The sequence below is a fragment of the Bacillus sp. ISO11 genome, from assembly GCF_003458115.1.
Taxonomy (GTDB): Bacteria; Bacillota; Bacilli; order Bacillales; family Bacillaceae_G; genus Bacillus_A; species Bacillus_A cereus.
Genome location: NZ_QXCO01000014.1, coordinates 74,918 through 89,066, shown reverse-complemented (window position 1 = coordinate 89,066; position 14,149 = coordinate 74,918). Strand labels below are relative to the sequence as shown.

The window sequence follows — 14,149 nt, the reverse complement described above, 5'->3', positions numbered from 1 at the left end:
CCCGAGCGGCATACAACCTTTTTATTTTAAGACACCACTATACAAAATGCTTACTTCTACTTCAGGTTTGAATTTTACTTTTGCATAATCTTTATTCCAATTTTTTTTCTTCCATAAGTTAGGATGATAAGCGATAAGATGTCTTCCAATACCGAAAGCATCACAATTTGCTTTTTGTAGTTTTCTTGTTATTTTTTTCGCTTCTTTCGTGAGTTGTTTAGAAAGTTCTTTATTTAGTTTTTCTCTATCGTCCATTGTATACATATTATCTCTTGGAGATTCAAGTGCTATAACTTTTAATTGGAGCTTAATGTGAGCATAAACATTTCCTTTTTTATCTGTTGTTATTTTTAAGTCGCGTTTTAATTTTCGATTACTAATTTCCATTGTTAAATAATCAGATGTCTTCTCAGATTCATCACTAGTCAGTTTTTGGGTTATACGGGCACTTGTTCCCATTTTTCCGGTTAATAACACGAATAAAACAGATTGTTGCAAAGGTAAATGCCCAGTTAATTTATCATTGTTAAATAAAGCTAACCCGTTTGTAACTACTTCTTTTCCTCTTATTTTTATAGAAGGAAGGGTAAAGTCTTTACCGGGATCTAACATTTTTGTAGCAGCTGTTTCTAAAGTTTCTTTTGGAAATACACTCATATCTTCTAAGCTTTTCACTTTTTTCTTTAGAAAATCTCCAATTAGTAAATTTCCTATTTTCTTTTTTTCGAGTATCTCCGATGTTTCACCATCTACTGCAATAAGTTTTACTAAAGCAGTTGGGTTTGTTGGATCTCGAAAGCTGACATCTAAATAGGGGAGTATACCCTTTTTTAGAATTTTGGTTCCGAGTAATTGAACACCATATTTAAAATAGCGAATATTCCCAGTCACATTTTTTTTTAGGGCATCGCCTGTATCCATTATGTTATGCCCGGTTGCTGAATATATTTCATTCTCAAATGAAGATTGCTCTCCGCTTGAACTTTTTACGAGCTCGATTGTTTGCTGGAGTTTATTCTCTTCCGTAATATCAGCTCCAACGCTATAAGCTAAACTTGCCTCCCTTAATGGTTCTTGATCCCAACAGCCAGAAAGGAGGGAACTAGTACATAATATTAAAAGTAATTTAACTCTTTTTGGGAACATACTGTTCTCCTTTCTTCTTTCTTATTATTGAATAAAGTAGAAATAAAAGAGGGAGGACAACGATGAAAATATAGGTGAACTTATCAGTGAAAGTTGAAATTACTTTTAATTCTTCAGGTGTATCTATAAATAAGGCTACACTAAAAGCAATAATACCAACGATTGGAACAGCCTTTTTATGATTAGCAAGGTTGAATATATGTCCAATTCCGATTGAAGCAGCGCAGTAATAACTAGCAATAGAAGCGACAACTGTTATCATCCAAATTGGGATGAAGATTAGGTCCGTTCGATCTATAATTCCAATATGCAAGGAGCGTAATAAGTAAGCAACTGGCTCTGGAATAAGCTCAATTTGCTTTGGACTAAATACGATAAAGCAAATCCAAACGGTAAAAGTATAAAAAAGAGTTACAAATCCATTGGCGATAGAAATGGCCTTCAGTTTTGCAATAGAACTCCCATTTACTTTTGGGAAAGCGATAAGAATAATTTCAAAACCATACATGGCTGTAATTGTTTCCTTGGATGCTTGAATTATATTCCACCATCCGGCTTCTGTAATAGGAAAAATATAAGAGAAATCAGCTCGTGAAAGCCCTAGGGCAATTAAAAGAGCCATTGGAATAATGAGAATAGAGGCCATGACATAAAATCGTACGATGACTTTAAATGTGTTATAAGCTACATAACAACAAGCTACTGTACATAATATGAGAATTGCAGACCACGGAGTTGCGTGTAAAACCCACACTTTAATGACGTTACAAGCATTTAACATAACCGTCATACCGATAAGGGTAAAATAAAAAACATAAGAAAAGCCCAATAGTTTTCCTAACTTATTACCAAATAGCATACAAACACTTTTATACATATCTGCATCAGGAAATCGTTTTAAGAAAAGCCACATAAGTAAAATAATAAGTTGAATGGCAAGCCCCGCGATGAGCGCAGAAATCCAACCACCACCTTTTGCTATCGGATGAAGCCGGTTAGGTAGAGATAGTATACCGACCCCAATTTGGCATTGAATAACGAAAAAGGTAAATTGAACAAGTGAAATTTTACTTTGCGTGTTTGTCACCGTCCTCATCCTCTCTCGTTACATGTTGGCGCTGCATTTTTTTCGGTTTTGGATCATGTGGTCTTTCCCAAAATGACCAAATTGGTAGTCTTATGAAAGAATCTTTCATATCTTTAATCCGCATCGGGGCAACAGGAGAAAGATATGGTGTATGAAATGAATGAAGCTGACATAAGTGAACGAAAGTTATAATGAGACCGAATGATATTCCTACATATCCGAATATGGCAGCAAGGAGCATTAATGGAAAACGAAGAATCCGAACTGCTGAACTCATATCGTTTGATGGAACGAGAAAAGATGAGATTGCAGTTAAAGCTACAACGATGATCATTGTGTAAGAAACGAGTCCAGCTTTTACAATTGCATCCCCAATTACTAAACCACCTACAATACCGATTGTTTGTCCAACGCGGCTCGGCAAGCGAATACCAGCTTCTCGTAATAACTCGAAAATTAACTCCATTAAGAGAGCTTCAAAAATAGGAGGAAGCGGTACTTTCTCTAATGAAGCTTTAATCGTATACACAAGTTCGAGCGGTAACACATCAGGATGAAAAGCAACAGTTGCAATATATAAAGCTGGTAAGAGAAAGGCAATTAAAAAACTTACTAAGCGAATCATTCGGACGAAAGAACCGACAATCCAACGGTTATTATAATCATCTGGTGATTGATAGAAAGCAAATAACGTAACAGGAACGATGAGCGCTGTTGGATCTCCATCAGATAAAATAGCAACACGCCCTTCCATTAAATTAGCAACAGTTCTATCTGGACGCTCTGTATTTAATTGCTGCGGAAATGGGGAGAAAGACGTATCCTCTATAAATTCTTGTATGTATCCTGGTGGCATAAGTGCATCCGTTTTAATGGTTTCCAATCTTCTTTTCACTTCTATAACTAAATCGTCATTCGCTATATTTTGCATATAAGTAATTGCCACTTTCGTGTGCATTTCTTCACCGAGTGTAAAATACTTAACAACTAAATTTGGACTCTTAATGAGTTTACGAATAGAGGTTAAATTAGTTGCTAGATCCTCTACAAAACCAGTATGTGGACCGCGCACAACTCCTTCATTATCAGGCTCTGCTATATCTCTCTTTAAAGATAAGGTTGTTTCGAAAATACAAAAACTGTCGACGTGTTCATGAAAATATAAGGATTTACCTTGTAATAAAAGTTGTATCCCATAATTTAAATTCGTTTCTTTTTTCATATTTAGCGTAGAAAAAGCTTTATCTAAAGATAAATCTGATCGCGTTAATAATGGCTCAAGGACTAACTGATGAATTAGATTTGGATCTGCTAAAGATTCGATATATAAGATTGCTCCTTTTCCGTTTTGAAAAGGGAGATCTAATTTTTTTATATCATCAGAATGAGAAAGTTTATTTTCAATGTAATTAATGTTCTCCGTAAGTGATGGAAACATATGCTTTTGGTTTTTACTCTCTTGTTGTTCTTTTTGCTCTGTCATAATTTCCACCTCTCTTAAAGTGCAATTGTTTCTGTTAATTTTTGTCGTTTGTGAGAAATTTATGCTTGAATTATTTTAAAAAAAGAGGATTGAAGGTTACGTTACATTGTCTTTTGTGCATTATTCAATTTCATAGCAGTACTTCTAACATTTGTGTCGAATTAAGAAGATATATAGGAGGGATATATATGGAAATAGCTGTAGAACGTGTTTTTACGAAAGAGATTTTAAAAAGAGCAGCGAATTTGTTTCATGTAACAGTGGAAGAAAAGCCACTTGGAGATTTTGAGAATTATATTTTTAAGGCGAAGGGTGATAATGATGAAGATTACGTATTACGTTTAACACATTCTTCTCATCGTTCTAAACAAGAGGTAGAGGCTGAACTAGATTTTTTACGATATGTTGCGGAGAATGGGGCAAAGGTAGCAGGACCTCTTTATTCAACGTCTCGAAATCTCGTAGAAGAAATCGTAGCAGAGGATGGAACGTTCTTTTTCGCTTCTTTATTTACATATGCAAAAGGTGAGCAAGTAAAAGGAGCAGAATCGCCTTATTGGGGCGAGCCTCTCTTTGAAGCATGGGGAAAAGCGATTGGGCAACTGCATCGCCTTACAATGGAATATCCTAAAACAGACTACCGTGATACGTGGGAAGAAGACGAAAGTGGAATTGTTAATGAATTAGAAGATGGTCAAGTGAAAAAGATTGCAGCGGTACTAATGGATGAAATTAAGGCCCTTCCAGTTGAAAGAGAAACGTTCGGTCTTATGCACGGTGATATCCATCAAGGTAATTTTCATTATGATGGTAAAGAGCTAACAATCTTTGATTTTGATGATGCGGCTTATAATTACTTTATACATGATTTAGCGATGGTTCTATACTACTCTGTTCTATTTACAACGTGGACAGCAGAAGAGAAGACAGATTTTGCTCGTAAACAGTTACAAGTGTTACGAAAAGGATATGAGTATGAGCACAGGCTGGCGGATAGTTGGTATGAATCGTTGCCACTATTTTTGCGTTTACGTGATATAGGTTTATATGGAACGCTTCAGAAGAAGTTTAAAGGGAAAGATATGCCTGATAACTTCTTGAAATTATCAGAAGAGCTATACGAAAGAATTATTAAAAGAGAAGCAATTGTGAATATATAATACATTTAGTTCAAAACAAAGTATATAAAACAAATATATACTTTGTTTTTTTATACAAAAATATGTTTACTTTATTAAAATAATATTGTCCTAGATTCGGTATGCACTTATAATTTTATATATATTCTGAATATTCTTTATAAAGAAAGAGGGGGAATGTTGGAAACTTTCGTAAATTGGTTAAATAATATTGTTTGGAGTCCAGCACTTGTTTATTTATGTTTAGGAGTAGGTTTATATTTTTCTATTCGAACGAAGTTTTTACAAGTAAGGCACGTAGGAGAAATGGTGAAGCTGACATTTCAAGGAGAAAAATCAGAGGCTGGTGTTTCTTCATTCCAAGCGTTAGCACTTTCGTTATCAGGACGTGTTGGGACAGGGAATATCGCTGGGGTAGCAACAGCGGTTGCATTCGGTGGACCAGGAGCTGTATTTTGGATGTGGGCAGTAGCCTTTTTAGGGGCAGGATCAGCTTATGTTGAATCAACACTCGCGCAAATATATAAGACGAAACATCAAGGGCAGTTTCGTGGTGGACCTGCTTATTACATCGAAAAAGGTCTAGGAGTTAAATGGTATGCTTTAGTATTCGTTGCAGCGACAATTCTTGCAACAGGGCTTTTATTACCAGGTGTGCAAGCAAATAGTATTGCTGTAAGTTTAGAAACGGCTTTTGGTATTAATACTACCGTATCAGGGGCTATATTGGTTGTTGTATTAGCTCTTATCATTTTTGGTGGAGTAAAGCGAATTGTTAACGTAGCGCAAGTTGTCGTACCCTTTATGGCAATAGGCTATATTTTAGTAGCCTGCGTCATTGTTGCTATGAATATTGAAAAATTGCCAGAAGCATTTATGTTAATTATAAGAAGTGCTTTTGCATTAGAGGCGGCTTTCGGTGGTATTATCGGTTTAGCAATTTCTTGGGGAGTAAAACGTGGTATTTATTCCAATGAAGCAGGGCAAGGAACTGGGCCACATGCAGCAGCTGCTGCTGAAGTATCACATCCAGCTAAGCAAGGCTTAGTGCAAGCATTTTCCGTTTACATTGATACATTATTTGTTTGTTCAGCAACAGCATTTATGATGATTATTACAGGCATGTATAACGTATTTGATGCGAGCGGAAAAAACTTTATCGTAAATAAATTAAACGGTGCTCAGCCAGGACCGGGGTATACACAGGCGGCAGTAGAATCTGTTTTCCCTGGATTTGGAAACGGTTTCGTTGCAATCTCGTTATTATTCTTCGCGTTTACAACAATTATGGCGTATTACTACATTGCAGAAACGAATATTGCGTACTTAAATCGTGATAAAGACCGTCCTTGGATGTCTATGGTACTAAAGTTTGTATTTTTAGGAGCTGTATTCTATGGATGTATAAAAACAGCAGCAACGGCTTGGGCTTTAGGCGACATTGGGGTAGGAATTATGGCATGGGTAAATATCATTGCGATTTTACTATTACAAAAACCTGCATTAGTCGCATTAAAGGATTATGAAAAACAGAAAAAAGAAGGAAAAGATCCAGTATTCGATCCAGGGCCATTAGGAATTAAAAATGCTGATTTTTGGGAGCATGAATACGGGAAAGATAAGAAAGAAGAAGTATCTTAACAGAATAGAAATGAAGAAGCAAAGGGGAAACTCTTTGTTTTTTTTATGGACAAATTGAAGCTAAAAGTTATTTTTGGGACTATTTTTGAATATAAAAAGAATGTACATGCATTGTTAGGGGAAGGGGGAGTATGTTGATAGAATTTCGTAATGTAAATAAATATTATGGTAACTTTCAAGTTTTGAAAAATATTAATGTGCAAGTGAAAAAAGGTGAAGTGGTGGTAGTTGTCGGGCCTTCAGGATCAGGAAAAAGTACATTGCTTCGATGTATAAATCAATTAGAGGCAATTACAGATGGAGAATTAATTGTACAAAATACAGAGGTACACAATAAAAAAACGGACATGAATGAATTGCGGCGAAATATTGGGATGGTCTTTCAACATTTTTATTTATACCCACATAAAACAGTTCTGCAAAATATTACATTAGCACCGATTAAAGTAAATAAAGTTTCCAAAGAAGAAGCAGAGAAAACAGCAATGCTTTATTTAGAGAAAGTAGGAATCCCAGAGAAGGCTAATGTATATCCGCATCAATTATCCGGAGGACAACAACAAAGGGTAGCAATTGCTAGAGGACTTGCGATGCAGCCGGAAATTATGCTGTTTGATGAGCCTACGTCTGCTCTTGATCCAGAGATGATTGGAGAGGTACTTGATGTTATGAAGGCCCTGGCTAAAGAAGGGATGACGATGGTTGTCGTTACACATGAAATGGGATTTGCTAGAGAGGTAGCAGATAGGATCTTATTTATGGATGATGGTCAAATTATTGAAGATACAACACCGGCGCACTTTTTTGCAAACCCTGAACAAGAAAGAGCTCGTTTATTTTTAAGTCGGGTGCTAAATCATTAGAGGAGGAATTCCATGCTTAAAATGAAAAAATTATTTACTTTAATCGTATTTTCATGTTTATTCGTGCTTGTTGTTGCTGGTTGCGGAAGTAAGAAAGATGAGGCAAAGGAAACAAATACGAAGCAAGGCGGGGCTGTTGAGCAAATTAAGAAACGAGGGAAATTAGTAGTTGGGGTGAAGAATGATACGAATTTATTTGGATTAAAAAATCCTTCAACAGGGCAGGTAGAAGGATTCGATGTTGATGTCGCGAAGGCACTTGCGAAAAAGATTCTTGGAGATGAAAAGAAGCTAGAGCTGAAAGAAGTAACGTCTAAAACACGTATTCCAATGCTGAAAAATGGTGATATTGATGCAATTATTGCAACAATGACAATTACGGAAGAACGCAAAAAAGAAGTGGATTTTTCAGATGTATATTTTAAAGCAGGACAATCGTTACTTGTGAAAAAAGGAAGCAATATTAAGAGTGTCGATGATATAAAACAAGGCGTTAAAGTATTAGCTGTAAAAGGGTCAACATCTACAAATAACATTCGTCAAAAGTCACCAGAAGCGACTGTATTAGAGTTTGAAAATTATAGTGAGGCATTTACAGCGTTAAAGGCAGGTAAAGGTGATGTGTTAACGACAGATAATGCGATCCTTTACGGAATGGCAAAACAAGATTCTAATTATGAAGTAGTAGGAAAAATTTTCACAGATGAACCGTATGGAATTGCAGTGCAAAAAGGGGCAGATGATTTAACGAAAGAGATTAATACTTTAATTAAAGACATGAAAGCAAGCGGAGAGTATGACAAATTATATGAGAAATGGATTGGACAAAAACCAGAAAAGTAGATAGTAAAAGTGAGAGGATGAGAGTACTCATCCTCTTCTTGTAAAGAAAGAGGGGAGAATATGTGCCTGATTTTTCTATATTAACGAATAACATTGATATGTATTTAGAAGGATTTAAATATACAGTTATGTCTAGTGTAATTGCATTGATAGGTAGTTTTATTTTAGGAGTAATTTTGGCAGTAATGCGTATTGCACCTATTCGTATTTTAAATTGGATAGGATCAGCTTTTGTGGAGTTTGTAAGAAATATTCCACTCGTATTAATTGCATTTATATTCTATTTTGCTTTACCTGTAATAGGAATTACTTTAAATGGTTTTGTAGCAGGAACAGTTACGCTTACGGTATATACGGCAGCTTTTATTGCAGAAGTAATTCGCGCTGGTATTTTATCAGTTGCGAAGGGGCAGATGGAAGCTGCTCGCTCTTCAGGGCTAACGTATGTGCAGGCGATGTATTATGTTGTCTTACCCCAAGCAGTGAAAATTGTAATTCCCCCTTTAGGAAACCAGTTTCTCAATTTAGTTAAAAACTCCTCAATACTTGGAATTATTGCTGGTGCTGATTTAATGTATCAAGGAGATTTAATTTCAACGAAGACGTTTGTTACGTTTGATGTTTATATATTTGTCGGGATGTTTTATTTAATATTAACAATTCCGCTCAGTATGCTAGTGCGTTATTTAGAAAAACGCTTAGCAAAGGAGGCGGTGTAAATGGATTTCAAGGGAGCAATTACAGGAGATCATATTCTATTTTTATTAAAAGGATTACTTATAACATTAGAGGTAGCGCTCATAGCAATTGTACTTAGTTTTATTATTGGAAGTGTAATCGGTATATTGCGCTACACGAAAATACCTGTCGTCTCACAAATATTAGGAGTTATAGTTGAAGTGATTCGAAACTTACCACTACTGTTAATTATATTTTTCACGTATTTTGCACTTCCAGAAGCAGGCTTGAAATTAGAAATTATAACAGCTGCAATTGTTGCTTTAACAATATTTGAGGCAGCAATGATATCTGAAATTGTTAGAAGTGGTTTATTGTCTATTGAAAAAGGGCAGGTTGAAGCCGCAAGATCTTCGGGATTAACTTATGTGCAAGCGCTTTGGCATATTATTTTGCCACAAGCATTAAGGAGAATGGTTCCGCCGCTTGTCAGTCAATTTATTTCATTGCTGAAGGATACGTCGCTAGCGGTTGTTATATCACTCCCTGAGCTTATGCATAATGCTCAAATTATTAGCGGGCAAAATGTGAATTACATGATTCCAACATTTATATTAGTAGCTTGTATGTACTTTATCGTAAATTATAGTTTATCAATTTTATCGAGAAGATTAGAACTTCGTTGACTCTTACAATATATGTAAGGGTTTTTTCCTTGTTTCTCCTTATTTTCCTCTAAATAGAATCTAAATCTTGCAATAATTCGATTTTTATATTATTTTATCAGAAAAGTTTTAATTTTATATAGAAAATGTAATCGCTTTCGTGTATATTTTTATTATCAGAAAATTTTAACAAGATATAGGGGTATTGGTAGGGGGAGGATTTAGATGCAGCAACCAACGAATGAGAAATTACATCGTACGATGAAGAGTAGACATTTATTTATGATCGCACTTGGTGGTGTAATCGGAACTGGTTTCTTCTTAGGTTCAGGTTACACCATTAATCAGGCTGGACCAGGGGGAGCCATCCTTTCATATTTAGTAGGCGGATTTATTATGTATTTAACAATGCTTTGTCTTGGAGAGTTAACGGTAGCAATGCCAGTTTCAGGTTCTTTCCAAAAGTATGCGACGAAGTTTATTGGACCAGGAACGGGTTTTATGATCGGCTGGCTATATTGGCTTGGCTGGGCAGTAACAGTAGGACTAGAATTAACGTCAATCGGTTTAATGATGAAAAGATGGTTTCCAAATGTTGATGTTTGGGTATGGTGCCTTGTATTCGGCGTTATTTTATATGCTTCAAACGCAATTTCGGCGAAAAGTTATGCCGAATTAGAATTTTGGTTCTCTAGTATTAAAGTAATTACAATTCTTGCATTTGTTGTTCTTGGTGGGAGTGCATTATTAGGGTTTATATCATATGACGGAAAAGAAGCAGCACCTCTTTTCTCTAACTTTGTAAGCGATGGTGGATTATTCCCGAATGGACTAGCTGCCGTATTACTTACAATGATTACAGTTAACTTCTCGTTCCAGGGAACAGAGTTAATCGGGATTGCAGCGGGAGAAAGTGAAAATCCAGAAAAAACAATTCCACGTGCGATCCGTAATACAGTATGGCGCATTATGTTATTCTTCATTTTAACAATGACGATTTTAGTAGGATTAATTTCTTGGAAAGAAGCAGGCGTAATTGAAAGTCCATTCGTAGTCGTATTTGATAAAATTGGTATTCCATACGCAGCTGATATTATGAATTTCGTTATTATTACTGCGTTATTATCTGTAGCGAACTCTGGATTATATGCAGCGACGCGTATACTATGGTCACTTGCAAATGAGGGAATGGCACCAACTTCCTTCCAGAAAGTAAATAAGCGTGGTATTCCAATTACAGCGCTAGTCGTAACGATTGCGGTAGCTGGATTATCTCTATTCACAAGTTTCCTTGCAGAAGATACAGTATACATGTATTTATTATCGATAGCTGGTTTATCGGCTGTTTCAAGTTGGATCATTATTGCTCTATCGCAACTTCGCTTTAGAAGTCAGTATATAAAGGGCGGAGGAAAGTTAGAGGACTTAAAGTATAGAACACCACTATACCCGATTGTTCCAATTTTAGCTTTAATTACAAATAGCATCGTTGTTATTAGTTTAGCGTTTATTCCTGAACAAAGAATGGCGTTATACTGTGGTATTCCATTTATCATTTTCTGCTATATATATTATTATATTAGTAAGAAACGGCAGAAACCGATGAAAGTGGAGATGGAAAAAACAAATGAAACTAACAATCAAACACGATGATATAGAAGCAGATTTATCGTATGGTCAATTAGCGATTGGAAAAGAAAACGGGTATTCACCGTTACAATTACTCATTTCTTCTATCGCAGGATGTAGTGCAATTGTCTTTCGAACAATTTTAGAAAAGAAACGTATTCCATACGATACGTTTACAATCGAAACTGAAGTTGGTAGAAGTGAAGCTTTATCGAAGCCAGTTGAAAGTGTTCATTTGCACTATAAAATTAAAGCACAAAATGTTACAGAAGAGCAGCTGGACAAGGCGCTGCAACTTGCAGTGAAAAATTGTACGATTGTTCAATCTGTAAAAGATAGTATAAAGGTTACGGAAACAATTGAACTAATAAAATGAAACATAAAAACGTGAGAATACGGCTCTCACGTTTTTATGTTTTTAATAAAGGGGGAAATATGATGGAATGTTTAGGGTGTAAATTAGCAGGCGGAGAGGAAATTATATATAAAATATATGAAGATGATTATGTAACTTGCTTTTTAGATCATGCGCCTTTCTACCCAGGACATACTTTAATTGTGCCAAAGCAACATGTTGTAGAAGTAGACGAATTAGATGATGTTGTAGCAAAATCCGTTATGGATGCTTCTAAGCTTATTGCAAAAGCGATTAAGATAGTATATAAACCTGACGGAGTTACAGTTTGTCAAAATGGTGGAGTATTTAACGAGTTAACACATTATCATATGCATGTCGTACCAAGATATAAAGAGCGTTCGTTTGCTGAGTTTTATATGGTACAACCGGGAGAAAAGAAGAATCATAACTTGGAAGAGACAAAGAATTTGTTAAAAGAAGCGATAGAGCATATGCTGCTTACTGAAAAGGCGTAGCGGTCAGGAAAATTCTAATATTAAAAAGCCCAATTTCTCAGTTAAAATAGAGAAATTGGGCTTTTGTTTATTCTATTATTAAATTTTATACATAAAAAGATTTTGCAGTGTCACAAAGTATAGCGCTTATTCGTTATATAGAGTGAGAGGAGGAATTATATGAAAGTTACAAACAACGATTATGAAAAGATGGAAGAGCTATATGAGTTGTATGAACAAAAGATTTATTATGTAGCGTATTGTATTTTAAATAATATTCAACAGGCTGAAGATGCGGTTCAAGAGACGTTTATTACTCTTTATAAGAACTTGGAAAAGCTCCATAGCTTGGCTACTCAAGAGCTTAAACGCTACATTTTGAGGGTCGCGAAAAACAAGGCGATTGATAGTTACCGGAAAAACAAACGACATGAAACATTTTTAGAAGAATATGAAAGAGAATCAACAGAAGCAGTAGATGAAAATATTGAAGAGTGGGAAAAACGTGTAATGTCCGAGGTTCAAATTGATGCATTGTTAAAAGAGTTAAATGAGTCTAATAGACAGGTGTTTAAGTACAAAGTCTTCTATAACTTAACGTATCAAGAAATTTCAAGTGTCATGGGGATAACGGAGGCAAATGTCCGCAAGAAGTTTGAACGCGCTCGAAAACGAGTCCAAAATATGATAGGAGGTATACAACATGACGAATTCAAAGAACTCCAAAGAAATATATGAACTTGCTGAAAAAATTGCTTTAGATGATTTTGATAAACTTGAAGAACAACATGAATTTTCACATACCTATACGCGCAAAAAGAAATTGTTTATGGAGGAAATGAAGCTGCAAGATGGACAACCGCTGAAAAAGCGTAAAAGACATCGTATGTTAATCGCTGCTGCTTGCTTATTAATCGGCATGCCGACAACCGTTTTTGGAGCAGTAAAAGTCTATAATATGATCGTTCAAAAACAAAATTATGAAGTAAATATTTCAGTAACAAATAAGGACTCGAAAAAGGCTGATAAGTGGTATAAGCTGAAAATCGATAAATTACCAGAAAATATGGAAGCAATTGATGACTCTGCTATGAAATATTCCTTTAAAGAAAACTACGCAATGGGTGGATTTTCATTCGTTCTTTGGAGAGTAGGAGGGAATTCAGATTTTCCAACTCTGTACTCGAAAAATTATGAAGAAAAAGAGATAAATGGTAAGAAGGCAGTAATTGTCCATAGAGAAAATGGTAATAAAGATTTAATGTTTAATAGAGTAATTTTTCTCTATTTTGAGGAAGAAGGAATTATGTTACAAAGTTATATTGGAAATGATATAAACGAAGAACAAATGATAGATGTGCTAGGGAGCATTTCACTTGAGCCCACGTCAAAAGAAAAGTCATCATATATAAGCGATTATGATAAAAAGTATTTTAGCCAAGAAAGTAAAACAACTAAGGTAATTCCTTTGAAGAAGGATAGCAAACGACTATTTCATATAGGGCAAAAGGTTCCAGTAACGATATCTATGGATAACAGTCAAATTGAATATGTGATAGAAAAAGTTGAAGCCTTTGATTCAATCAAAGATTTTAAACAAGAGAACTTTAATGAAATGGGCTTAGGAATACTAAGCAGGAATCAAGCTTTGGATCAAGCTGGACAATTGATACCATATAGAAGAGATAAATATAAAATTGGAAATGGTAAAGATTCAATTGATCAATTAGTAGAATCAAAATTAATTCATCCTAAATTTGTCTACCTGACAACAAAAGTGAAAAATATAGGTAAACAGGCGACAGAAGAAATCTATATGACTCCATCTATAAAAGTTCTTGAAGATAAAGGAAATGCATGGCAGTATGCTGGGAAAGATGGAATCGCAGAAAAAAATATTATGACAGGCGAAGTTGATTATTTAGAGCCTCATGGAGATGGAAAAAGCTTTTACAATATTGGCAGTATCACACCAGGAGAAACGGTAAAAGTTAATTTAGGTTATTTTGTAGATGAAGATAAATTAGATTCAATCTTTTTGGATGCTTTCAATTACAGAGGGATTGGTGACACTGAAAATATGAATTCGAAAAATCGTTGGTGGTTTGATATTCGTCAATAAT

Annotated in this window: 14 protein-coding genes; 11 read left to right on the top strand and 3 right to left on the bottom strand. The window is 35.2% G+C overall.

The annotated features are described in order from the left end of the window. Nucleotides 1–21: 21 nt before the first annotated feature. The 3 genes from D1166_RS16375 to gerKA are packed head-to-tail and all read right to left on the bottom strand — an operon-like array spanning nt 22 to nt 3,716. The gene (locus D1166_RS16375; protein WP_000484129.1) at nt 22–1,146 is read right to left on the bottom strand and encodes a Ger(x)C family spore germination protein; all 1,125 of its coding nucleotides are present in this window, start codon (nt 1,144–1,146) and stop codon (nt 22–24) included. Beyond that, nucleotides 1,127–2,233 (bottom strand): GerAB/ArcD/ProY family transporter, encoded by a 1,107-nt coding sequence (locus D1166_RS16370; RefSeq protein ID WP_000185796.1) that lies wholly within the window; start codon nt 2,231–2,233, stop codon nt 1,127–1,129. The genes D1166_RS16375 and D1166_RS16370 overlap by 20 nt, the downstream gene beginning before the upstream one ends. Beyond that, the gene (gene gerKA, locus D1166_RS16365) at nt 2,214–3,716 is read right to left on the bottom strand and encodes a spore germination protein GerKA (RefSeq protein ID WP_097855840.1); all 1,503 of its coding nucleotides are present in this window, start codon (nt 3,714–3,716) and stop codon (nt 2,214–2,216) included. Before gerKA ends, D1166_RS16370 begins: the two co-directional genes overlap by 20 nt. A gap of 188 nt (nt 3,717–3,904) precedes the next feature. On the opposite strand from gerKA, the gene D1166_RS16360 reads away from it, so the two are divergent. The 11 genes from D1166_RS16360 to D1166_RS16305 all read left to right on the top strand — a co-directional run bounded on the left by D1166_RS16360 (nt 3,905) and on the right by D1166_RS16305 (nt 14,148). Then, nucleotides 3,905–4,876, top strand: a complete 972-nt coding sequence (locus D1166_RS16360; RefSeq protein ID WP_097797268.1) for a phosphotransferase enzyme family protein — start codon at nt 3,905–3,907, stop codon at nt 4,874–4,876. 159 nt (nt 4,877–5,035) lie between these two features. After that, a complete protein-coding gene (locus D1166_RS16355) occupies nt 5,036–6,496 on the top strand; it encodes an alanine/glycine:cation symporter family protein (protein WP_033689169.1) in 1,461 nt (486 codons plus the stop codon). A gap of 131 nt (nt 6,497–6,627) precedes the next feature. Next, complete coding sequence (locus D1166_RS16345) at nt 6,628–7,359, top strand: amino acid ABC transporter ATP-binding protein (RefSeq protein ID WP_044584131.1); 732 nt, start codon at nt 6,628–6,630, stop codon at nt 7,357–7,359. A gap of 12 nt (nt 7,360–7,371) precedes the next feature. Further along, on the top strand, nt 7,372–8,202 hold the full coding sequence (gene glnH, locus D1166_RS16340) for a glutamine ABC transporter substrate-binding protein GlnH (protein WP_000916491.1): 831 nt from the start codon (nt 7,372–7,374) through the stop codon (nt 8,200–8,202). A gap of 62 nt (nt 8,203–8,264) precedes the next feature. Further along, nucleotides 8,265–8,921, top strand: coding sequence for an amino acid ABC transporter permease (locus D1166_RS16335; RefSeq protein ID WP_001112667.1), 657 nt, complete (start codon nt 8,265–8,267; stop codon nt 8,919–8,921). Further along, complete coding sequence (locus D1166_RS16330; RefSeq protein ID WP_000345955.1) at nt 8,922–9,566, top strand: amino acid ABC transporter permease; 645 nt, start codon at nt 8,922–8,924, stop codon at nt 9,564–9,566. 204 nt (nt 9,567–9,770) lie between these two features. After that, on the top strand, nt 9,771–11,198 hold the full coding sequence (locus tag D1166_RS16325) for an amino acid permease (protein ID WP_001187097.1): 1,428 nt from the start codon (nt 9,771–9,773) through the stop codon (nt 11,196–11,198). Beyond that, on the top strand, nt 11,173–11,550 hold the full coding sequence (locus tag D1166_RS16320; protein ID WP_000778830.1) for an OsmC family protein: 378 nt from the start codon (nt 11,173–11,175) through the stop codon (nt 11,548–11,550). Before D1166_RS16325 ends, D1166_RS16320 begins: the two co-directional genes overlap by 26 nt. Continuing rightward, on the top strand, nt 11,547–12,047 hold the full coding sequence (locus tag D1166_RS16315; protein WP_114160371.1) for an HIT family protein: 501 nt from the start codon (nt 11,547–11,549) through the stop codon (nt 12,045–12,047). The genes D1166_RS16320 and D1166_RS16315 overlap by 4 nt, the downstream gene beginning before the upstream one ends. 159 nt (nt 12,048–12,206) lie before the next feature. Then, nucleotides 12,207–12,764 (top strand): RNA polymerase sigma factor, encoded by a 558-nt coding sequence (locus D1166_RS16310; protein ID WP_097861492.1) that lies wholly within the window; start codon nt 12,207–12,209, stop codon nt 12,762–12,764. Then, nucleotides 12,730–14,148: a DUF4367 domain-containing protein gene (locus D1166_RS16305; protein WP_097861491.1), complete on the top strand. Its 1,419-nt coding sequence runs from the start codon at nt 12,730–12,732 to the stop codon at nt 14,146–14,148. Before D1166_RS16310 ends, D1166_RS16305 begins: the two co-directional genes overlap by 35 nt. The last annotated feature ends 1 nt before the right edge of the window (nt 14,149 follow it).